This window comes from Xenorhabdus sp. PB62.4 (genome assembly GCF_014467285.1).
Lineage (GTDB): Bacteria > Pseudomonadota > Gammaproteobacteria > Enterobacterales > Enterobacteriaceae > Xenorhabdus.
This window is the reverse complement of the sequence record NZ_NKHR01000008.1, coordinates 92,539-114,121: the sequence shown is the minus strand read 5'-3', so window position 1 is coordinate 114,121 and position 21,583 is coordinate 92,539. Positions and strand designations below refer to the sequence as shown.

General features: G+C 42.4%; 20 protein-coding genes. 8 read left to right on the top strand and 12 right to left on the bottom strand.

All coding sequences use genetic code 11. The annotated features are described in order from the left end of the window. Positions 1–6: 6 nt before the first annotated feature. The 4 genes from prfA to kdsA all read left to right on the top strand — a co-directional run bounded on the left by prfA (position 7) and on the right by kdsA (position 3,704). A complete protein-coding gene (gene prfA / locus Xenpb_RS09505; protein WP_187654093.1) occupies positions 7–1,089 on the top strand; it encodes a peptide chain release factor 1 in 1,083 nt (360 codons plus the stop codon). Beyond that, positions 1,089–1,949 carry a peptide chain release factor N(5)-glutamine methyltransferase gene (gene prmC, locus Xenpb_RS09500; protein WP_187654092.1) on the top strand — a complete coding sequence of 287 codons (861 nt, stop codon included), beginning with the start codon at positions 1,089–1,091 and terminating at the stop codon, positions 1,947–1,949. Before prfA ends, prmC begins: the two co-directional genes overlap by 1 nt. After that, entirely contained in the window at positions 1,933–2,742 is an 810-nt protein-coding gene (gene sirB1 / locus Xenpb_RS09495) for an invasion regulator SirB1 (RefSeq protein WP_187654091.1), read from the top strand. The genes prmC and sirB1 overlap by 17 nt, the downstream gene beginning before the upstream one ends. 107 nt (positions 2,743–2,849) lie before the next feature. Next, positions 2,850–3,704: a 3-deoxy-8-phosphooctulonate synthase gene (gene kdsA / locus Xenpb_RS09490; RefSeq protein ID WP_099115230.1), complete on the top strand. Its 855-nt coding sequence runs from the start codon at positions 2,850–2,852 to the stop codon at positions 3,702–3,704. 134 nt (positions 3,705–3,838) lie between these two features. Here kdsA and Xenpb_RS09485 read toward each other — a convergent pair whose 3' ends face one another. The 7 genes from Xenpb_RS09485 to Xenpb_RS09455 are packed head-to-tail and all read right to left on the bottom strand — an operon-like array spanning position 3,839 to position 9,656. Then, positions 3,839–5,095: an MSMEG_0569 family flavin-dependent oxidoreductase gene (locus Xenpb_RS09485; protein WP_187654090.1), complete on the bottom strand. Its 1,257-nt coding sequence runs from the start codon at positions 5,093–5,095 to the stop codon at positions 3,839–3,841. A 12-nt stretch (positions 5,096–5,107) separates the two neighbouring features. Continuing rightward, positions 5,108–5,398 (bottom strand): MSMEG_0570 family nitrogen starvation response protein, encoded by a 291-nt coding sequence (locus Xenpb_RS09480; RefSeq protein WP_187654089.1) that lies wholly within the window; start codon positions 5,396–5,398, stop codon positions 5,108–5,110. An 11-nt stretch (positions 5,399–5,409) separates the two neighbouring features. After that, complete coding sequence (locus Xenpb_RS09475) at positions 5,410–6,456, bottom strand: sll0787 family AIR synthase-like protein (protein WP_187654088.1); 1,047 nt, start codon at positions 6,454–6,456, stop codon at positions 5,410–5,412. Continuing rightward, entirely contained in the window at positions 6,456–7,028 is a 573-nt protein-coding gene (locus Xenpb_RS09470; protein ID WP_187654087.1) for an MSMEG_0567/Sll0786 family nitrogen starvation N-acetyltransferase, read from the bottom strand. Before Xenpb_RS09470 ends, Xenpb_RS09475 begins: the two co-directional genes overlap by 1 nt. Before the next feature lie 12 nt (positions 7,029–7,040). After that, complete coding sequence (locus Xenpb_RS09465; protein WP_187654086.1) at positions 7,041–8,120, bottom strand: MSMEG_0568 family radical SAM protein; 1,080 nt, start codon at positions 8,118–8,120, stop codon at positions 7,041–7,043. Between the two features lie 26 nt (positions 8,121–8,146). Then, positions 8,147–9,148 carry a Nit6803 family nitrilase gene (locus tag Xenpb_RS09460; protein ID WP_187654085.1) on the bottom strand — a complete coding sequence of 334 codons (1,002 nt, stop codon included), beginning with the start codon at positions 9,146–9,148 and terminating at the stop codon, positions 8,147–8,149. A gap of 25 nt (positions 9,149–9,173) precedes the next feature. Beyond that, entirely contained in the window at positions 9,174–9,656 is a 483-nt protein-coding gene (locus Xenpb_RS09455; RefSeq protein WP_187654084.1) for an MSMEG_0572/Sll0783 family nitrogen starvation response protein, read from the bottom strand. A gap of 232 nt (positions 9,657–9,888) precedes the next feature. Here Xenpb_RS09455 and Xenpb_RS09450 point away from each other — a divergent pair, with 232 nt between their 5' ends. The 3 genes from Xenpb_RS09450 to Xenpb_RS09440 all read left to right on the top strand — a co-directional run bounded on the left by Xenpb_RS09450 (position 9,889) and on the right by Xenpb_RS09440 (position 14,444). Continuing rightward, positions 9,889–11,829 (top strand): sigma 54-interacting transcriptional regulator, encoded by a 1,941-nt coding sequence (locus Xenpb_RS09450; protein ID WP_368666812.1) that lies wholly within the window; start codon positions 9,889–9,891, stop codon positions 11,827–11,829. Between the two features lie 322 nt (positions 11,830–12,151). Continuing rightward, entirely contained in the window at positions 12,152–12,697 is a 546-nt protein-coding gene (locus Xenpb_RS09445) for a hypothetical protein (RefSeq protein WP_187654083.1), read from the top strand. Between the two features lie 505 nt (positions 12,698–13,202). Continuing rightward, the gene (locus Xenpb_RS09440) at positions 13,203–14,444 is read left to right on the top strand and encodes a M64 family metallopeptidase (RefSeq protein ID WP_222942926.1); all 1,242 of its coding nucleotides are present in this window, start codon (positions 13,203–13,205) and stop codon (positions 14,442–14,444) included. Positions 14,445–14,562: 118 nt separating this feature from the next. Here the strand turns inward: Xenpb_RS09440 and dauA are convergent, their stop codons facing one another. The 5 genes from dauA to Xenpb_RS09415 form a co-directional block, all read right to left on the bottom strand. Then, the gene (gene dauA, locus Xenpb_RS09435) at positions 14,563–16,251 is read right to left on the bottom strand and encodes a C4-dicarboxylic acid transporter DauA (protein WP_187654082.1); all 1,689 of its coding nucleotides are present in this window, start codon (positions 16,249–16,251) and stop codon (positions 14,563–14,565) included. Between the two features lie 216 nt (positions 16,252–16,467). Continuing rightward, on the bottom strand, positions 16,468–16,866 hold the full coding sequence (locus Xenpb_RS09430) for a hypothetical protein (protein ID WP_187654081.1): 399 nt from the start codon (positions 16,864–16,866) through the stop codon (positions 16,468–16,470). A gap of 1 nt (position 16,867) precedes the next feature. Beyond that, entirely contained in the window at positions 16,868–18,211 is a 1,344-nt protein-coding gene (locus Xenpb_RS09425) for a phosphatase PAP2/dual specificity phosphatase family protein (RefSeq protein ID WP_187654080.1), read from the bottom strand. 10 nt (positions 18,212–18,221) lie between these two features. Continuing rightward, on the bottom strand, positions 18,222–20,057 hold the full coding sequence (locus Xenpb_RS09420; protein WP_187654079.1) for a bifunctional alpha/beta hydrolase/class I SAM-dependent methyltransferase: 1,836 nt from the start codon (positions 20,055–20,057) through the stop codon (positions 18,222–18,224). A 9-nt stretch (positions 20,058–20,066) separates the two neighbouring features. After that, positions 20,067–20,690 carry a CDP-alcohol phosphatidyltransferase family protein gene (locus Xenpb_RS09415; RefSeq protein WP_187654078.1) on the bottom strand — a complete coding sequence of 208 codons (624 nt, stop codon included), beginning with the start codon at positions 20,688–20,690 and terminating at the stop codon, positions 20,067–20,069. Positions 20,691–20,864: 174 nt separating this feature from the next. Here Xenpb_RS09415 and Xenpb_RS09410 point away from each other — a divergent pair, with 174 nt between their 5' ends. Next, the gene (locus Xenpb_RS09410) at positions 20,865–21,551 is read left to right on the top strand and encodes a YafY family protein (RefSeq protein WP_187654077.1); all 687 of its coding nucleotides are present in this window, start codon (positions 20,865–20,867) and stop codon (positions 21,549–21,551) included. The last annotated feature ends 32 nt before the right edge of the window (positions 21,552–21,583 follow it).

Sequence of the window (21,583 nt, the reverse complement as noted above, 5' to 3'; positions counted from 1 at the left end):
TTACGAATGAAGCCTTCTATTGTCGCTAAATTGGAAGCATTACAAGAACGCCATGAAGAAGTTCTGGCTCATCTCGGCGATGCTGAGGTGATCGCTGATCAGGAGCGTTTTCGTGCATTATCAAAGGAATATGCTCAACTTACTGATGTGACTAACTGTTTTAAAGCCTGGAAAAGCGTTCAGGATGATATCGAAACAGCCGAGATGATGCTTGATGATCCCGAAATGCGGGAAATGGCGCAGGAAGAACTCAAAGGCGCAAAAATTCGTAATGAAGAGTTAGAACAACAATTACAGGTGCTGTTATTGCCTAAAGATCCGGATGATGAGCGCAATTGTTTTCTGGAAGTTCGTGCAGGAACCGGTGGGGATGAGGCTGCGATATTCGCCGGGGATTTATTCCGCATGTATAGTCGTTATGCAGAATCCCGCCGCTGGAAAGTAGAGATCATGAGCGCCAATGAGGGCGAACATGGTGGATACAAAGAAGTCATTGCCAAAGTTTCTGGTGAGCAGGTTTATGGTCACTTGAAATTTGAATCAGGGGGGCATCGTGTCCAGCGCGTCCCAGAAACCGAATCTCAGGGACGTATCCATACGTCGGCCTGTACTGTGGCTATTTTGGCAGAAATCCCCGAAGCAGAATTACCGGAAATCAGTTCCGGTGATCTGAAAATTGATACTTTTCGCTCTTCCGGAGCGGGTGGTCAGCACGTCAATACCACTGACTCTGCCATTCGAATTACCCACCTGCCAACCGGCATTGTCGTAGAATGTCAGGATGAACGTTCACAGCATAAAAACAAGGCAAAAGCGATGTCTGTGCTTGCTGCGCGCATCCGTGCTGCCGAGGTACAAAAACGTCAGGAAGCCGAGGCTTCTGAACGTCGCAATCTGCTTGGTTCCGGCGACCGTTCAGATCGCAACCGGACTTATAACTTCCCACAAGGGCGAGTTACCGATCACCGTATCAACCTAACGCTATACCGTCTTGAAGAAGTCATGGAAGGCAAACTGGATATGCTTATCCAGCCTATTATTACTGAATATCAGGCAGACCAACTATCTGCATTATCAGAGCAGGATTGATGAATTATCAATATTGGCTCCAGCATGCAGCCATGCAGTTGACCGAAAGTGACAGCCCTAAACGTGATGCGGAAATTTTGTTGCAACATGTGACAGGGCGTTCCCGCACTTATTTAATTGCATTCAATGAAACACCAATTTCAGCAGAAGAGGCTGACCAGCTTGAAGCCTTGTTAGCTCGCCGCATTCAGGGGGAGCCGGTTGCTTATATTGTGGGTGAACGTGAATTCTGGTCATTACCTCTCTCTGTATCACCAGCGACACTGATTCCACGCCCTGACACGGAATGCCTGGTTGAGAAGGCATTGGAATTGTTGCCCGATTTACCCGCCCAGATTTTGGATCTTGGTACGGGAACGGGGGCAATTGCCTTGGCTTTAGCCAGTGAGCGACATGATTGTCACGTAACAGGGGTCGATATTAACCCTGATGCAGTGGCATTGGCGAAACACAATACGGAAAAAAATGCGGAAAAACTGTCTTTTCACAATGTGAATTTTTTACAAGGTGCGTGGTTTTCTGCGGTGGCAGGTCGACAATTTGATATGATTGTCAGTAATCCTCCGTATATTGATGAGCTTGATCCTCATCTGCATGAAGGAGATGTCAGGTTTGAACCGGCCACTGCATTGATCGCTGCCCAAAATGGAATGGCAGATTTGCAGACAATTGTGGAGCAAGCTCGCCATTTCCTGTTACCAAACGGATGGCTGTTATTGGAACATGGCTGGAAACAGGGAATCGTTGTCAGAAACCTATTTTTGGAAAAAGGTTATCAGCAGATAGCAACTTTTCAGGATTATGGTGGTAACGAACGTATTACGGTAGGTCGATGGAATAAAAATGAAAACCATAGTTAATTATGAATTCAATAATGCTCCCCTGATTGACGGTATTATTCTGGTGACACGGGCCATTCGTCCTGATTTTCCTCAAAGGTTGGTGACTGAACAGTTAGCTGCATTGGTTGAAGAAGCCCGGCAGAAACTTTCTTCTATTACCGACACCAAAGTAAAATTGCAGTCACTGTTGACACTTTTTTACCGCGAATGGAAATTCGGCGGGGCAAATGGAGTGTATTGTTTGTCTGATACCCTGTGGTTGGATAGCGTATTGCATTCACGTCAGGGTGCACCCGTGGCATTGGGGACGGTATTTTCACACATTGCTCAGGCGCTGGATTTGCCGGTACAGCCTGTTATATTCCCGACACAGCTAATTTTACGGGCTGATTTAGTTGATGAGCCAGCATGGTTCATTAATCCCATGAATGGCGATACGCTCAACGAACATATACTTGATGTCTGGTTGAAAGGCAATATCGGGCCAACTATTCGTCTGGAAAAGAAAGACTTACAGGAGGCGGATAATATCAGCATCGTGCGTAAGGTCACTGACACCATCAAAGTTTCCCTGATGGAAGAGAAAAAGATGGAGTTAGCACTCAAGGCCAGCGAAATTGTGTTGATGTTTGATCCCGATGATCCATATGAAATCCGCGACCGGGGGCTTATCTATGCACAACTCGACTGCAATCACATTGCTGTTTTGGATTTGAGCTATTTTGTGGAGCACTGCCCTGAGGATCCTATCTCAGAAATGATAAAAATGCAGATTAACTCCATTGAGCAGAGGCTGATTGTTCTTCATTAATGTTTTTGTTTTTCATTAATGTTTTCATAAGGCAGGATTTTTCAGCGACCTGTTTATTTTTATAGATACAGCAAATTTATTTACCCTTAACGAGAGAAGGTATAAGCATGCAACAGAAAGTGGTTAATATTGGTGACATCAAGGTCGCAAATGATCTGCCTTTTGTACTCTTTGGTGGTATGAATGTCCTTGAATCACGGGATTTGGCCATGCGTATTTGTGAGCACTATGTGACCGTAACGCAAAAACTGGGCATTCCTTATGTTTTCAAAGCGTCTTTTGATAAGGCTAACCGTTCTTCTATCCATTCCTACCGTGGGCCGGGTTTAGAAGAAGGGATGAAAATCTTTCAGGAACTGAAACAAACTTTCGGCGTGAAAATCATCACTGACGTACATGAACCAGCGCAAGCTCAGCCTGTTGCAGATGTCGTTGATGTTATTCAGCTTCCTGCTTTCCTGGCCCGTCAAACCGATCTGGTTGAAGCAATGGCGAAAACAGGGGCCGTTATTAACATCAAGAAACCTCAGTTTGTAAGCCCGGGACAAATGGGAAATATCGTTGAAAAATTTAAAGAAGGTGGTAACGATCAGATCATCCTGTGCGACCGTGGCAGTAACTTTGGTTATGACAATTTGGTGGTTGACATGCTGGGCTTTGGTGTCATGCAACAGGCTACTAATGGCTCACCTGTCATTTTCGACGTTACCCACTCATTGCAATGCCGTGATCCATTCGGAGCCGCTTCTGGCGGTCGTCGTGCGCAAGTGTCTGAACTGGCACGAGCCGGTATGGCAGTAGGAATTGCGGGATTGTTCCTTGAATCTCATCCTGATCCGGAAAATGCGAAATGTGATGGCCCATCAGCACTGCCACTGGCAAAACTGGAACCATTCCTGATGCAGATGAAAGCGATTGATGATGTGGTGAAAAGTTTCCCGGAACTGGATACCAGCAAGTAATCCCTGAATCCCCTGGGTTTCTTTGATAGTGCGGTTACAGGGTAAGTTACCTGTAACCGCCGATTTTTTTGTTTTCCTGCTTGTGACGCACTTTACTTACAATATGGTAAGTTGCCTGAATGACGTTCAGGGCACTAAATTTGTCGCTCAATATGTTGTACTACATGGGCAGAATCCTGATCGATCCCCATAAAACGCCCGGAACCCCATGTATATAACCACGGCAAACCAATAAACGTGACATCCGGATCAATGGTGATTCCACGGTCATGGTTTGGGTAACCGCTGGCTTGAAAAATATCTAAATCAATCCATGAATAATCTGGTCTAAAACCGATACACCAAATCACTGAAGTAATATTTTCTTTTGCTAAATCAATGCGTGTGGTTTCCTGCTTAGGATGCCAAACTGGCTGATACACTGATGCTGGCTCGTCGGTTGTAATATTGTTTTTATCCAAATATTCATCAATTGAGGCATTAATACGATTATAAGTAGCATCGGCACGGTCCAGGTTTTCTGATAAATCAGGTCTGAACCAGAGTTGACCATCTTTAAAGTCATCAAAACGACCGAACAATTGCATTCCCTCTAAGGCAAATTGGCGCAGGTCAATATCACGCCCGCCATCACGCCCCGTGACATAGTGGTTGGTACTGTTACGTACTTCTTCACTATAACGATGCTCTTTGACGGTTGTTTCGTAATAACCCATATCAAACAACCACTTCACTACATCTTTGCCGCGATAAAATCGGGCGCAACGCGGTGCATCACCTGTCGATAAATAAACTTTTTTGCCTGCCAAATGTAAATCTTCGGCAATCTGTGCGCCGGATTGCCCTGATCCGACCACTAACACTGCACCCTCAGGTAGTTGATTTACATTTAAATATTCTTCCGAATGTATCACTTTTATATGGTCAGGCAAGGTATCGCTGAGTTTGGGATAAATCGGCGTGTGATATCCACCTGCCGCGACAACGAGATGTTTGGCTATAGTTGTGCCGCGATTAGTTTCAATGACAAGCTTTTGTTCTGCCACTTTTTTTACATGTTCTGCCTGAATATTTAAAATGGCAGGCGGGTTTATTTTTTCAATAAACTCATTGAGATATTCCACAATTTCATGCTTCTTCATAAAGCCGTCAGGATCTTGCCCCTGATAAGGGTGTTCTGGCAATAGACACTGCCAGTTAGGTGTTACCAAAGTAAAATTATCCCAACGTTTACAACGCCAGCTATGGGTTAACTCGGATTCTTTTTCCAGTATTACATGGTCAATGCCTGCCTTTTGCAAATAGTGACTAACACATAAGCCTGCCTGACCACCACCAACAATGACCACATCATAATTTGGCTGCAATATTTGATTTTGAATATTTAACATGGAACATCCTTCTCATTTATTCGTCATTTCAATGACTTCAATTTGATCTTCCGGGTTTAGCCCGAAGAGTCTGACTTGGGACTTGATCATCGCCAGATTGTCCATAGCCGAACTACAGGTAAAGCCATAACGTGCACGTACTCTTTCCGATGCGGCATACAGACCATTTTCAACTTGGTGTAAAAACTGCGTACTTGAGTAACGCTGACCAATGGATAGGTATTCATAAATCACCGTTGAAGGTGAGTAATATTGAATCCGTTTTCCATCAGGCCACTTCACAGTAAAATTTACGCTAGGCATAACATAGGCTCCTACTGATGACTCTTAGTCTCAGTTTGTATGGGATTGCACTGTAATTTTTTTAAAGCGAGTGTTTTCAGAAGATTGGCGTAGCAAAAGCCGGTAAATATCTGGTGGTTAAAATCCCAAAATATGCTGCTTTGTTCCTGCTGTTGCACCGTAACGACACCACTGATATTGGTTTCACCAATCGCCTTGCAGGCAATCCCCTGGCAGTGAAACAGCCTGATGATTTCTTCACATTGGTTTGCATCAGCAGTGAGTAAAAAACCAAAACTGGGAAAAATTTGCAGCCATTTAAACCATTCCACATCATCAGGTTTAGGAATTGCATCTAAGTTGATATGTGCCCCTGATGCTGTAGCTTCAAGCAGCATCAACAAACTACCTAAAATGCCGGCATTGCTAATATCACGGGCGGCATAAGCCAAGTTTTCCTCTGCCAGTTGCGGCAGCAAAGCAATTTGTGACTGTAAAATGCGGCCAGATACCTGCTCAAAGCATTTCCAGTAAGTGGTATCGGGGTGGAATTGCCCTTGTAGATTTAACGCAAGCAGAATTTTTTGTTGGGGTTTAACATGTAACACTGAGAGTAGTTTTCGTGCCATACCCTGAATCGCCACGGATAAAGCGGGCTGATAATCTGAGCCAAGATGAGTGTGCCCGCCGACCAATGGCACACCATAAGCACAACAAGCATCCTGCATGCCTTGCATTAACTGTTGGGCAGATTCATTACTGGTATGCCAAAGACTGTTCACTACCGACAAGGCCCGGCCGCCCATTGCTGCAATGTCACTAATATTCGCCATGACGGCTGACCAACCCGCAAAATAAGGATAATGGGTCACAAAATTCGGTAACATACCTTCACAGGCATGCAGTATATATTGACCGTTTAACGACAGTGCCGCTGTGTCATCTCCGGGGCAGGGGTATAAGCTATCCAATGAATCCACATGACAAGTTATATTGGCTAAAACACAGTGAGCAATCGCCCGCTTGGACTGCATTGCGGGTGTATGTTTTAGCTTTTCGAGTAATTGATTGAGCTCCATCAGCATGCCTCTTTCTGTATATTCTTCTGCATACAGATTTGCATCGGGATATGTTGTAATGGATAGTTTTCAATCTGAGCCTGCATCAATACATGTGGAATATGGGCAATAGTCAATTGACGCAAGCTATTCCAATGCAACCTTTGGAAATAGCGTTCATTCTGACTTTGTACAGTGGCTAAGAAAGTACGGCATCCTAAGTTCTTGGCGGTTGATACTGCGGCATTGATTAATGCCTTACCGATGGTATGGTGACGTCGATATAAAGGGTCTACGCATAACCGCCCGCCATACCATGTTTGTTCTCCATCAGGGAAGATCCGCACGGCACCAATCACACATTCATGCCCACCAGACATTTTCCCGATGGCAATAATGCCTGCTGCTTTAAAATCGTGTTCATCACGATCTTCTTTTAAGATTTTCTGTTCATCGCGAAAAGTCGCTTCACGTAAACGATAATATTGGTGAAGCTCCCAATCTTCCGACACAGTCTTGATAACAATGTTATCGCCAAGAGATTTTTTCATCCCTGCATTTAGCTGAAGAAGCCAGGAATAGCGAAGTTCCATACCATATTCCCCTTATTCATACGCTTTCAGCGAAGAGCAGGCGCCACACTTGGCACAGCCTGCTTGAGTATTTTCTGAGTTCAAACCATGTAGTTTGAGTTGTTGCCCGATTTTCGGATAAAGCGACCGCATAAAAGCCGGATCAGGCTTAGGATGGTGTTCCAATGGAGTTCCTTGAATCGGCACAAATGGTACGACAAACGGATACACTCCAATTTTCGTGAGTCTGGCGCTCATCTCTACGATTTCTAATTCGGTGTCACCCAAACCTGCCAAAATATAGGTACTGACCTGTCCCCGGCCGAACACCGCAACGGCTGCTTCAAAGGCGGCAAAATATTTTTCCAATGAGACTTCGGCCTTACCGGGCATCATCTTCTGCCGTACATGTTCGTTTACTGCTTCAAGGTGCATCCCGATTGACACAGCACCTGCATCCTTTAAGCGCTGAAACCATGCAAAATCATCGGGAGGTTCACACTGTACCTGTATTGGTAAATCGACTTGTGCCTTAATAGCTTTAACCGAGTCATATAAAATTTTGGCACCACGATCTGCCGTATTTGGTGTGCCCGTAGTGATCACCATTTGCCTGACACCGTCCAGCTCAACGGCTGCTTTGGCGACTTCTGCCAACTGTTTCGGGTGCTTACGAATCAACGTGTTCCCATTTTTTATAGACTGATCAATTGAACAGAATTGGCATGCCGTTGCCTTGTCATTCATCCGAATGCAATGCTGTAACACAGTCGTTGCCAACACATCATGGCTATGTAAGGTTGCAATTTGCTCATAGGCAATACCTTCGGCCGTTTTTAAATTATAAAAACGTGGTCGTGCTGGTGCAGTTAAAGTTGCTACAGGGATTCGGTTTTTAAAAATGGTCACTTTGTCAGAGTTCGGTTCAGACTTTGCGGTGTAGGGTGAATCTTGGGCCACAAGGTTCCGCACCGGGATCATCATGGTCTGCCCGTTAAGGCTCAGTGCCTTATGATCGCTTGGCCCTGCGCCACCTTTGCGGGATAAGCCAAAATCGCCTTCCCATTTCAGGCCATGACATTGCAAATCGGTCAATAATTGTATTGTAGACATCCTGATTCCCTATTATTGGTGTTTAATCAATGCGGTTCAGACATGTGCTTCATTAAGTTTTGAGCGTTTTCGAGATGGTTTTGCTCTGATGTTTCAACTTTCAGTTCGTGCAACACACATGTTGGACGACGATCGATCAATAAGCTGAATAATTCGGGGCGGCTGTAATGTCCAACCGAATCCATCATGCGTTTGCGTTTATCAATCAAGCTGAAATCCAGATCGGCAATACAATAACCTTCACCTTGTGTGAGCGGCTCAGCTAAAAATTTGCCTTCGGGAGAAACGATGGCGGTAAAACATCCTCCTGAAATAGGCGCGATGTTACAGCCGGTATCTTGCATAATTTGTTGTTGTTGTTCGGGATGCAGCCATGCGGTGGCGTTGACAACAAAACAGCCAGACTCCAGAGCGTGGTGTTGAATGGTTGCGCTGATTTGATCAGCAAACACTTGTCCTACCAACGAACCAGGAAACATGGCAGCGTGAATTTGCTCACCATCTGCCATCAAGGCAAAACGAGCCAATGGGTTGTAATGTTCCCAACATGCCAGCGAACCTACACGCCCCACCGCAGAATTAATGGCACGCAGACCGCTGCCATCACCTTGTCCCCATACCATTCGTTCGTGGTAAGTTGGGGTAATTTTGCGGCGACGCTGAATAATTGATCCATCAGCATCGAATAACAGTTGTGCGTTATAAATCGTGCCACCTGAACGCTCATTAATGCCGATCGACACTACCATGTTGGCCTCAAAACAGGCCTGACCAATTGCTGAGGTTGCTTCGGAAGGCACGACCACGGATTCATTCAACAGTTTTAAATGTTCTTTACCCATGGCAAGTGGGGGTTGGACAAAGGAAAAATAAGGGTAATAAGGCACAACGGTCTCAGGAAAAACAGCAAACTGCACTCCTTGTTTTCCAAGCGCTAAAATAATGTCACAGATTTTTTTTACGGTTGCGGATTGGCTATAAAGTACCGGGCTGCATTGCACTGCGGCGGCTTTAATGATTCTGTTCATGTCTTATTTCCCTTATAGTTCAGACTTAAACAGTCCAGGTATCAATGACTAAGGCATTGTCACGACGCATCAGCAGTTTCAAGTCCATCACATCCAATGGATTAATCGGGCGAATTCCCGGAATAAGCGCTTTTTCGGTTTGACCATACATCGATTGCAACGCAAAACGGCAGGCATAGACTTCACCACCTTCTTCCATAAAGGCTTTCAATTGATTATTGACGGCTAAATGGCCCGGAAAAGCTTCCGTGCCTAAGGTTGGAAAGCCGCGTTGTACACCTAACTGCACACCTGGGCCATAAAGCAAGATTTTGGTTTCAAAGCCTTTGCGTAATAGACGCTTTGCCTGTAATACATTGATCAGGCCAATTGATCCTTCAAACGCAACGGTATGGAAAGTCACTAATGCTTTTTCACCCGGCAGGGCTTTGACGTCCTCAAATACTTTTTCTTCATAATCAACAAGAAAATCACCATCTTTATATTGTTCGATATCTACTTTTGGCATAACCGCTCCTAGTTCAATGTTATTTTGGAATGAATCAGCATGTATTCTTTCTGTGTTATTGCGAAAGCTGTGCCAGGTTATATTGGGGGGAGGGGAATTATCTTTATCTGATTGAAAAAACAGGATTAATTTTTATTGAAATATTAATGTGAAGTTAAATTGAACGGCTGGAAGGGTATGATTTTTCGTAGTATTATGAAATTTAGTAACTTAAATTACGAAACTTCATAATGTGAATAATATAAATCGTATGAACACGGCTGACTTTATCTCGGACTGGGTAACAACTGAAGACTCTATTCGTCCATTGGTGTTTGAACACACATCACAGGCATTAATTGTATTAGATCCACACCAAAACCAGTTTATTGATGTGAATATCAGTGCGACTCAACTATTACGATATGAACGTCATGAAATTATTCAAAAAACGGTGACTTCTGTTTTCGGTCATTTCAGTCAACTGCCAGATCTTCTTGCATTTACCGAAGAAGCGTTGGAAAAAGGTTGGGCCTGGAGTAATGAACTGTACGCTTTTGATAAAAATGGCGGAAAAACTCAGTTGGATATTACTTCCATTTCATTGCCCTATAAAAATAAGACATTGCTGATATGGTCGCTGGCGGACGTCAAAGAATTAGAACTGCACCAACACAATAAAAATGACGATAAAGCCATTCAGGCAGATTTAAAAGAATGGCAAGCCTTACAAGAATTGTTTATAGACTCCGACACAGGCAAGCATTTATTGCTGAGCTCAGTTGGTGACGGTATTTACAGTATTAACAAACAAGGTTTGTGCACCTTTATTAACCCCGCCGGGGCTAAAATGTTGGGGCTGCAAGCTGAAGATGTGCTGAGTAACAATATCCATGAGATTCATCATCATACTCATGAAAATGGCGAGCCTTATCCTGTAGAAGAGTGTCCGATTTATGCGGCGGTACATGATGGCATTGTGTATGAAGGTATTCAGGAAATTTTCTGGCGCCGTGATGGCAGTTGCTTTCCTGTGGAATTTACCAGTACACCTGTGATTCGTGATGGTGAAATTATTGGCGCTGTAGTCGTATTCCGCGATATTACCGATCGGTTGAATACCGAGAAACAACTGACCCACGCCCTTGAAGAGTTGCGAGATTTAAAAAGCCGGCTGGAACAGCAAAACGAATATCTGCAAGAAGAAATTTTACAGGAAAATAAATACCATGAAATTATCGGCAATAGCGCATCCATTTTACAGATCATTGAAAAAATCAGAGTCGTTGCCTCAACTGATGCCAATGTGATGATTTATGGTGATTCAGGCACAGGCAAGGAACTGATCGCCCGCGCGATTCACCAATCCAGTCGTCGTAAACAGCAACCACTAATTCGGGTCAATTGTGCTGCCATTCCTTCGGAACTCTTTGAAAGTGAATTCTTTGGACATGTTAAAGGCGCATTTACCGGGGCTGTGCGTGATCGTGTCGGACGTTTTGAACTGGCTGATCAAGGCACACTGTTTTTAGATGAAATTGGCGAAATTCCGTTGGAGCAACAAAGTAAACTGCTGCGTGTGTTACAAGAAGGAACCTTTGAGCGGGTAGGAGAAGAAAAAACGCGGCAAGTGAATGTGCGGATTATCGCTGCCACCAACCGTAATTTAAAAGAAGAAGTGAAACAGAAACGCTTTCGCGAAGATTTGTATTTCCGTTTAAATGTTTTCCCGATTCATTCACCAGCCTTACGTGATCGTAAAGAAGATATTCCGCTTTTGGTAACGCACTTTACCAAGCTGATTTGTGACAATCGTAAAATTAATTATCTGCCATTTTCACAAAAACATATTTTAGAATTACAGCAATATGACTGGCCCGGCAATATCCGTGAACTGCAAAATGTTATTGAACGTGCGCTTATCGCAGCAAAACAGGGCGCTGTTTCCTTTAAGTATTTATTGGAGCAAGATCAACAACCTAAAAACTTGCGTCAGAGTACTCACAATCAGCTTCAAAAAACGGAAGGAGTGCTGACCATGAGCCAACTTAAGGAATTGGAAATTAGAAATCTCTCTCTTGCCGTTAAACAATGTAAAGGGAAAATTTTTGGTGATGACGGGGCAGCAAAATTGTTAGGAATAAATCCAACAACATTGATCTCACGCTTAAAGAAATTGGGGATTGATTATTAACAGGGCCTGATAACTCACTTCCATCTGAGTTAAGTTATCAGAATTATCCTTATTTTAATATGGAATATTTATATATTGCTCGGTTAATATCTAAGTGATGCCTGACAAGGCTAATCCATAGAAATAAGGTTAATACTTTGATAAACAAAATATTTCAAATGATTTTAGATAGTGAATGTTGTTAATTTATTATTTTTCAAAATGTAATAATTATTACAGATAAGCTTTGGCTGAGGCTAAGGTTTGACTTAAATGGATTTATGGTGTTTTGGCAATGGGATTAAATGACTTTGAACTTTAACAAATAAAAAGTGAGAAGATTATGCCTGAATTTAATAAGACAGAAATTGTTACAGAAGATACAGAAAATATGCTGGTTATTGATATTATTTTAGGAATGGGGAGGGTAGGTTTACCCGATTTAGGTATGCCACCAGTGGTTAGGTGGGGATACCAGAGCGAAGCAGGAGCAAGTGAAAACTGGCCTTCTTATGGTTCTTTAATTGTAATCGAAAACAACACACCTATTGATATTGGTAAAACAGAAGCATTTTTTTGGACAGAGATACAAAAATCAAATGGTGCTGATTGTTTTATTCAATGGAATGTGTCTTCTTATGCAAATAAAGAAAGTTATCAGAGAATGCTCGATTTATTTAAAAATAAAGTCCTTTATATAACAGTTGATGGTATAACCTATAATTTTGGTAAATATTCAAACATTATAGTCGGTGGTAATATCCCTCCCAGTTATACAATTGGCTATAACTATTTTAGCCAGACCACTCCTGATGCAGAAAAATTAGGCAATATATTAAAGCAGAAGGGGCTAACTAAGCGTCTGTACTTCAAGTGGTGTGATGAATAAATTTTTTAAACCTACATTCTGAATTCAAGGTTACGCTTCGGTGTGGCCTTTTTCGTTCTACAAAGGTCTTAGTATCTTCGATGGCTTCACCGAACAACCTGATAACATAATTAGGTCTTTCAACAGCTTGAAAGTATCTTTTAGATACCTTTTTAGCTTTAGACTGTGATTTTAGTTTGCCTTCTGGAAAGAATATAACTATCTGTAATTATAATGTCAGTGCATATATACTAATTGAATATTTGATAAGTTTTTTAAAAAAACAAAACTAAAAAGTTATACTATAATGATAGTATACCGACCATAAGTGTAATACTTATGGCTACTAATTAGGAAGTTGGTAATAAAGAGTATGTAATCATTTACTTTGAGAGTAATGGCATCACATTTATTATGTGAATCCGCCTAATTTTAAAAAAACGTGGTTAAAAGTTACAATCATTATGAGGTTTTTTAGTAAAAAACCATTTCCACTCAGCAAATTATCCTATAGTAGGTGTTCAAAATGAATAAAAACAAAAGCCTTTTTCTGCATATATTGCAAGAGAATAAACCTTCAGAAAAAAGTATTAAAATATTAGAATCTGACATAGGATACTTTAGAGTTCCTGTTGTAATTGGAGATGAGTTAATTCCCCAAAAAAAAGGATGGAGAATTTTTTTGCTAGACAGTCGAGGAATTGAAATATCTAATCATTTTGTTGCGTCAGATGATAAACTTCGTGTTGAAATTTTCAATCCCGAATCAGGTCAGATTGAGGAGGTTAGAGATGAAGAATTACCTATTGTTAACCTTCATACAGTAATTCCTTATCCAGACAGTGTAGAAAAAATTAAAATTGTAGAAGTTGATCCTTTATTAACTTATCACCAAGCAACAACCTCACTGATGTTAAATCGCAAAGACATAGAGGTTATTTCTGCAACTAAATGTAAAGGTATAGAAAACATTTATTCTCCTATAACGTATGAAGTTATGTCAAAAGAAGACAGAACTATAAATCGCCCATTAATTATTGCATTAATGGGTGATGGTTATACGCAAAATGACATGGAGAAATGGAAAAAAGATTCTGAAAAAATCATGACGGGTTTTTTCTCTGATCCCCTTATGTTTTCATTAAAAAATCGTTTTCGATTCATTCGTCTTAATCTCATTAGTAAAGACTCTGGAATTTCACAAGAAAGAAGAAATACTGCACTTCATATGGTATTAAAGGGGCGACTCCTAACTATATGCTCTGGGTTAGCTAAACAGGCTGCTAATAATGTATTAGGTTATGGCGAATATGATCAAATTTTGGCTGTGGGAAATACAGAAGAATATGGCGGTGCTGGTTATCCTGATGAGGGTATTGCAACACTCACTATACATAGTTCAGCTACAGAACTGGCACTTCATGAATTTGGACATTCAGCTTATGGTTTGGCTGATGAATATGTATATGTATGTGAAAGTACAAATTGTAAGATTGACAGTGAGCCTTCTGCACCAAATATTACTATTGAGACAAATAGAAATAAAATTAAATGGCGACACCATATTAAACCTGAAACACAAATACCGACCCGCGAACCTAAAAATGGTGTGATTGGATTATTTGAAGGAGCAGCGTCTTGTAAAACAGGTCTATACCGCCCAGTATATAATTCAAAAATGCGCAATTTATATCAACGATGGTATGCGGTTAATGAGGAACACATTCGTAAAGTGATGGATGCTTATTCTGGAAAAATGGAATCATAATAAGCGAAGTAAGTTTTCATTTTGGGGCTGAAAAATGCACTTACCTTGAAAGCTGCAAGATAAGAATATTAGATGTTTTTTTCAGTCTAATATTCTTATCTTGGTATAGGCAATTAGATTAATCTATTTCTTCCAACGCTTTAGCTAAGGTCGCATAAAAACTTAATTGCCCTTTAATCGGCTCGATTTTGGCTCTTGCCAGCGTTTTCAAAGGCTGAAAGGAGATATCACATACAACGATATGTTTCTCTTTCCCTGTTTCCCGAACAAATCCCTGAAAAGCATGCAATCCACCCGCATCCAGCACCGGAACTGCATCCCACTGCATAATAATGGTTTGATAGTCAGCGCCTTTTTCTTTCAACTCAGCAAAAATACGCTCTGCGGCAGCGAAAAACAGAGGGCCGTTAATTCGTATAACCAGCAGGTTCTTATCACTATTTGTTGCAGGAGAAATACTGATTCGGGTCATATTGGCAATTTTGCGCATAAACAAGAGCGATGCCAGAACGATACCGATCGTGATTGCTATCACCATATCAAACAGAACCGTCAGTGACAGGCACAACAGCATGACGATGATATCGTCTTTAGGTGCACGGCGGATTAAATCCACAACTTTATGGGCTTCACTCATATTCCACGCCACAATCAGCAAAATGGCTGACATCGCGGCAAGTGGGAGATAAGAGAGCATCGGTGCGAGAACCAGCAGCGTCAATAATACCAGCAGGGAGTGAATAACAGCAGCAATTGGTGAAGTTGCTCCTGCACGCACATTGGCGGCTGAGCGGGCGATAGCGGCGGTTGCGGTAATTCCGCCAAAGAAAGGGGCGACAATATTGCCCATTCCCTGACCAATCAACTCACCATTGGAATGATGTTTTTTTCCGGTCATGCCATCCAGAATAACGGCACACAACAAAGATTCAATTGCCCCTAACATGGCCATTGAAAATGCAGCGGGCAGCAGTGCTGATACTGTATTCCAACTAATATCGAAGGAATGAGTATCAGGTAAATTCCACGGCAGAATGAATTGGGGGAGAATAGGCGGAATACCTTGGACTTGTGTACCATCTTCCAGAATGTAGCTGAATGATGAGCCAATCGTTGCTACATCGTGGCCTAGCAAGTGCATGATACCCATGACGCCAGTACCTGCAATCAAAGCCGGTAAGTGACCCGGTAACTTTAATCCCAGTTTTGGCCAGAAAATCAATACCAGCAGCGTGGTAAAACCGATAAGTGTATCGCTCAACTGTAATGAAGAAAACGCTTGGGAGAGAGCAATGAGTTTATCGATATAATTTTCTGGCACATGCTCCAGTTTCAGGCCAAAGAAGTTTTGTACCTGCATGGTGGCGATAGTAATCGCAATACCAGAAGTAAACCCCAATGTGACGGATAAGGGAATATATTCGATCAATCGACCCAACCGTGCTAACCCCATGACAACCAGAATAATGCCTGACATAAGCGTGGCGATAAGTAGACCGCTTAAGCCAAACTGTTGTGACACGGGGTAGAGGATCACCACAAAAGCCGCCGTTGGCCCGGAAACGCTATAACGAGATCCTCCGGTGAGAGCAATAACAATCCCTGCAATAGCTGCTGTATATAGGCCATATTGCGGTGCAACACCACTGCCGATTGCCAACGCCATTGCCAGAGGAATTGCAATAATTCCCACTGTGATCCCGGCAATGATATCCTTGATAAAACGAGAAAAAGAGTAAGGTTCCTTCCAACAAGAGTCAATAAATGCACTAAATGGACGTATCCCCTTAATTTTACGAGTATTCATTGAAATAAAAACCAAAAATAAGACATCAAGAGACGTGCTGAAAAAAAGAGAAGACAGCATATCGCTTTTATCAGCGCAGAAAGGTGTTACATGTCAAAAAGTTAATTAATAGATTAGCGTTCATGAAATAAAAATCAAATGATTAAATTGGTTTTGTTAATGCCATGTAATTCTAAAGGGAAACGATATTCAATTTCGCATGTTTTTGGGAGCTGCTTATCTCATTAGGATAAACAGTAAAAGCACCCCCAATTGCAGCATCAAACTTATAACCGCTCGTTTTAACAATGAGATTGAACCTTGAAAGCGATCTTTCTGTGTTCGTGACCGGGGGGTTTTATTGAATATCAGCAATAATGCTTGATCGAACTCAGCACTCTTTTCAGGATGCAAACTCAAAAGCTGAAAATAGTGGCAATCGAGCCAAATACGCCAACAATAGTACTGACTGGACAGGGCAAAGAGTAACGAGATGGCATAAATTGCATGATTGCTTGCGGTTGTTATCCATATTGTTGTCGCTATAAGTACCGAAAATGCGGATAAACCCGAAATAAAGCGCCAACTTTGTAATGTGATAATAACCACTTTGTTTGTCAGATTCTCTGGCTGCATATTACATTCTCCGGTCACGATAATATTCTGCCCATTGAACAAGGGCATCCAAATGTGTTTGCCTGAAGGTAACATGGGGCCTGGCTTGGTGGAGCATATCAATGACAGTAGAAATATCGTATTCAGGATGTCGTCTCAGCAACCATGCGGCCACTACCATTGCACTACGAGACAGACCAAGCGTGCAATGAATGAATACGCTCCCTTTTTGGTGCAAATTGTCCAGCGTACAAACTGCGGATTGTAGTGCTTCAGGTCCCAATGGCAATAAATCGATTTGGGGTTGGCAAACATAGTCTGTTGTATAGGTATCTGGTTTCCTGTGCCATTCTGCTGTCATGTCCAACACACTGATTGTATTGGCTGATTTGATGATTGACGGGTGTGGCAAACTACCAAGAATGATCCCTTCCACGATTTGATTATAAGGCGCGCTTTTTCGCCTGAACCAAAGGTAAGAAATCCAGGCACCTAATTGGTAGGGAGCCATTACCCAGCGTGCAGGCAGTGACATTCGACCATCGGCTTGTTTTTGAAACACTGAACTGCCCAATCCAGCGTAGCCGAGAGCGACCATCAATAAGGATATAGCAGGCCATAACAAGATCCAGAAAGCGCCGCCTAATCCAAATGCCATCAGCGCAAACAAGAGACCGCCTGCTGCATAATAGGCAAATAATTTTCTGGCATAGCTATCTTGGCTTGGTTGCCAGTGCCAACGGTGTGTAATAGGGAGCAGGTAGCTGATCATGACTCCCACGGCAAGACCGGTGATCACATCAATAAAATGATGCTGCCAGGTCGTGAGAACCGATAATGCAATGAGAGCAGACCAGATATGCAGCAATCCACGCCAACAACCATGTAAGTGCGCGGCATAACGCAACCAGAGTAACCATAGCAGGATAATATGTAATGAAGGTGCCTGATTATAGGGCAGGTCAAACAGTTCCAGTTGATCGAATAACCACCCAAAAACACCTTCGGTCGTGGGACGGGAAAACGAAAATTTCAGCGGAAATAGCAGGAACCCGACACAGGCAATCAGTGACGCTGTCACTAATCGCCAGCCGTGAATCCATTGCTCACGGCGGCAGGTACAGATAAACAGTGATATTCCGTAAAATAAATCGATACTCCAGTAAGGAATAATCGTCCATGACCAGAAAGGAATGTCATGTTCCCAACTGAACACCATCACTTCCACATCGTCTCTTTGCGCGGTGAGTTGATTGATTTGCCCGTAAGTAATAAAAAAGAACGGCGCCAGAAGCAACAGCCAGACAGCGGCTGTCAGCCACAAACGCGGGCGATTATTGTGAGGAAGTTTTGTCGGGTGTTTCATCCGCTTATTCTCAATGTTGAATTTTTTTGGCGATTGATACAGTGAAAATGCCCCAGTTATCGGTTAATTGGTATTGTTTTTCAAAACCAGCGGCTTCTACCAGCGCATCCATTTCTCCCTGAGTACGCCGACGCATAATCCACGGTTGGTTTTCACGATGGCTGGAAAGAACACGGGCGATCATTTCAAGTTGTGGATGCCAAGGTTGCCCGGTATATATCAGGTAGCCGTTTTCTGCGATGGCACTGGCAAGGCCATGTAAAGAATCTTTGATTAGCGCATTGTCGGGGAATAACTCATAAAGGCCGGAAACAATGCCCAATGTTGGTGTTGGGGTAATGGACGCAATGCTGTCAGCATTAAACGCATCACCGATAACAAAACGAATTTTGTCTGCAAGGTGACGTTCTTCAATATACTCTTGTCCTTGAATGACATTGAGTTCGCTGTAATCTCTTAATAAAACAGAATCAATTTTGCTGAAATCATTGATTGCATCAAGAACGTAACGCCCATGTCCGGCAGCTATATCAACAATATGAACAGGATGGTTTTGCTGATGTAAATAGCGAATGGCCTGACGGATTAATGTCTCCATATTGATTTTTCGTTGCCGTATGCCACGCCAGCCAACGTTGCCCCTGAGATATTGTTGATCCAGTGTTCTCCCGAAAATTCCCTGGCCTTGTGGTTGATTGCGATAGACATAATCCAGTGTGGAACCGGAATCAAAACCTGTTTCCAGACCGAGACGAATGCCTTCAGACGTTCTGCCCAGACGTGTATTCATTGCCTTACGCATCAGCTTATAACTGAGGTTTTTGGGGCAGAGACGTGGTAATGGAAGTGATAATTCCCGAAACTCGTCTGCGGTATGACTCCAAATATCTTCATTGCTGTAATCATGTTGATAACGAGGGATCGCAAAAACGCGCTCGATAAATGTACGTATTTTGCTGAAAACCAAATGGCGGTCTTTTTCGCCCAGTGTATCGTGGTAGAACCCTTCCATTACATGTTTTTCTTTAATCGGGGTGTTCAACCGCTGGTAAAATTGATGCTGTGGTTTATGGTGTACAACATAATCGCTGCCAGAAATAAATAGTTGGGTTGGTAATGTAATGGCACTGGCATCTTTCACTACACGTTCTGCGGTTTGATAAAGTTCTAATAGAATATTAACGGCGATTTCGCGGGTAATGAGAGGATCATTGTCATAAGAGGTGATGCGGGCTTCATCGTGAGTCAGGAATTTCGCTTTCACATAAGAATTGACGAAAAAAACGCCCCGCATTTTTTGCATTAGTTGCAATCCTTGCACCGCAAAGGGGACATACAGCTTGATATCAAACGCAGGTGCAGCGAGGATCATTGCCCGAATCTTGGGAGCGTAATCATGTACCCAAGCAGACACTAACACTGCGCCAACACTTTGACCAATCACCACAATATTTTCCATTTCAATATCGTACTTTGCGGTAATAAACCTCACGAATTCATCAACATCACGAACCGACGTACCCATTGATGGGCTATAACCTCGTGGCCCTTCTGTTTTTCCGTGTCCCCGGGCATCCCAGGCGAACATTGGTACATCGGGCAGATTGAGTTCATCAACGACATGCTGGATTCGCCCTGAATGTTCATGACCACGATGGAAAATAATGATGGCTTTCCCGGCCTTAGCTTGTTTTTGCTGCGGCCAATAACGGTAAAACAGGGAAGCTGAATCTGACGTGGTGAAATAATGTTCTTCGGCAATCCGTTGATTTGGTGGTTGTGTATTCGATAAAAGTGTATTTGATAAAAGTGTATTTGATGAAAGTGCCTTCGATAACTGTGTCATATTAATTCCTTATTTAGATTGTAACTTTTCATCCAGACTGATTTCACACAAGGCTTTAACAACACGCTGGTAGCAAGTCATCAAGAGTAAAATGCCCATGAAAGGAAACAAATAGTGGCTCCAGCTCCAAGCAGAAGGGAAAATGGCAATAATCAATCCATAAGTACCGAAGACAAAAGCGCGGTCACTTTTTCCCATTGGGCCGTCATAGCGCCGTGATGCGCCTATAGTTTGGGCCAAAACGCCAATAAATTCCGTCAGGATGGTCAAGAATAAGATAACCAACACGCTCGCACTGCTGACGTTCGGTAAAAAGCAGAAGGGGAGATAGAGAGCGACATCGGAAATAACATCCCCAATTTCATTATAAATAGCGCCTAAATCGGATTTCTGGTGATGCTCTCGTGCCAACATGCCATCAATCGCATTGAGAGCCATGCGGATAAAGAGAAAAACAGGCAGTAGCCAATAGAGAGCGGAAAAAGGAAATAGGCTCAATAATGAACCAATAGCGATTGATAAAAACATCGCTCCCAATGTGACTTGATTAGCGGTAATACCATTTTTGTGCAAAGAGATTACGATAGGACGTAAGAGGTTTTGAAAATGAGGTTTCAGATTATAAATAGTCATCTTGCCCTAAGTTCCTTATAGGTCAAATTATCAACATTACTAATAAAATAAAAAATGTAAATAAAATAAAAGAAAAATTGTTTGTTTGATCAATAAATTATTTCTTGCTAAGAGATGATGATAAACTTTATGAGTTTTAATTAATTAGCCGATGAATGTTAAGGATACAATGCCTTGTCCAGAGCACAACGTTTGTTATCTCTTATGGAGATGTTGCGTGGTTACCATTTTCCTGTACAGGGAAAAGTACTGGCACAAAAATTAGACATTAGTTTAAGAACACTCTATCGGGATATTGCTACCTTACAGGCTCAAGGTGCAATCATTGAAGGTGAGGCTGGTATAGGCTATATTTTACGGCCGGGTTTTGTCCTGCCGCCATTGATGCTGACGCAGAATGAAATAGAGGCTTTGTCATTGGGCGCAAGTTGGGTTGCTAAGCGTGCAGATCCACAGTTAAAAACATCCGCAGCCAGCGCAATTAACAAAATTGCAGCAGTTATCCCGGCAGAATTAAAACAAGTTTTGGAAACCAATTCATTATTAGTGGGGCCTGCTTCCACGAAAATTCAGCCTACCGTTGATATTCAGCAAATACGGCAAGCAATCAGTAACAGGCGTAAAATCACTTTTGCTTATCGGGATCTGAAAGGGAATCAATCCGAAAGGACGATATGGCCATTTGCGTTGGGATATTTTGAAAATATCAGTATTGTCATTGGGTGGTGTGAATTGCGAGAAACATTTCGTCATTTCAGATCGGATAGAATTAATCATTTAAAGGTTGAAAAATGGTGCTATCCCCGTTCAAGACAGTCATTACTTAAAGAATGGCGGGAAACACAAAAAATACCAAATTAGTGACACTATGTTAGTGAAAAAATAAACTTAGT